2 protein-coding genes are annotated in these 1,213 nt (G+C 53.3%); one reads left to right on the top strand and one right to left on the bottom strand.

The window, feature by feature from the left end; genetic code table 11:
* A partial coding sequence (locus OSO_RS0103335) for an integrase core domain-containing protein (protein WP_010582126.1) occupies positions 1 to 333 on the top strand: 333 nt, incomplete at its 5' end.
* A gap of 570 nt (positions 334 to 903) precedes the next feature.
* Here OSO_RS0103335 and OSO_RS0103325 read toward each other — a convergent pair.
* A partial coding sequence (locus tag OSO_RS0103325; protein WP_010582124.1) for an IS3 family transposase occupies positions 904 to 1,213 on the bottom strand: 310 nt, incomplete at its 5' end.

The raw sequence follows: 1,213 nt of genomic DNA, 5'->3' as shown, positions 1-1,213 counted from the left end.
GAGGAAGCGTTACAGCATGGCCGACCTGAGATCTTCAACACGGATCAGGGGTCTCAATTCACCAGCCAGATCTTCACCAAGCGACTGGAACAAGAATCGATCGCCATCAGCATGGACGGCAAAGGACGAGCGATTGACAACGTCATGATCGAACGTCTGTGGCGAACCGTGAAATATGAGAACATCTACCTCAAGGAATACACGACGGGAGCCGATTGTCATGAAGGATTGAAGGCGTACTTCCAGTACTATCGCCACGAGCGACCTCACCAGGGATTGGCCAACCGCACGCCCTGGCAAGCCTATCAAATCCCTCGCCCCAGGGCCCGGTGAAGACCATCTAAGAAATGGCTCCCGGTGGTCCGAAAAACGGGGTCCACTTCATGGCTCCCCTGCCGTCGGTGTCAGCCGGTGAGCGGGTGTCAATGGGTTTGGTTAAAGGGGTAGCGATCAAGGCACGCTTCAGGTGTGAAGTTGTGTTTGCATCTTCAGTGGAGATCCGCTTACGCTTTGTTGGATCTGATTCGTGCAATCCGATGCTCGGGGCAATGCCCAACTCAGTGAATGGTGAATAGCGGTTTGCCTTGTTGCATGTGGCCCTCCTCGAATGCTATGTCGACGTTCTTCTCTTCTCGCAAGCACTTATCCAGATGCTGCCACTGACACTCCGCCGTGTTGTTGTAACACGGCAACGTCTTGGCGCAGTTACGGCAGCAAAACTTCGTCCCAGCTGGATGCTCGACAAACACAGCAACTTGCCGTTGCTCCAGATTCAACGAAATTTGAGAGACCGTTCAGGGACTCTTCAGTTGAAGGATATGCTGATACAATTCCCGATCCTGATTGGCCCCATGAAGTGGACCCCGTTTTTCGGACCACCGGGAGCCAATTCTTAGATGGTCTTCACCGGGGTCTGGAGCGAGGGATTTGATAGGCTTGCCAGGGAGTGCGGTTGGCCAAACCCTGGTGAGGTCGCTCGTGGCGATAGTACTGGAAGTACGCCTTCAATCCTTCATGACAATCGGCTCCTGTCACGTATTCCTTGAGGTAGATGTTCTCGTATTTCACGGTTCGCCAAAGTCGTTCGATCATCACGTTGTCAATCGCTCGCCCTTTCCCATCCATGCTGATGGCGATCGACTCCTGTTCGAGTCGCTTGGTAAATTCGTGACTCGTAAATTGCGATCCTTGGTCCGTGTTGAAGATCTCGGGA

It is taken from the genome of Schlesneria paludicola DSM 18645 (assembly GCF_000255655.1).
Classification (GTDB): domain Bacteria; phylum Planctomycetota; class Planctomycetia; order Planctomycetales; family Planctomycetaceae; genus Schlesneria; species Schlesneria paludicola.
This window is presented reverse-complemented; position numbering and strand designations above follow the sequence as displayed.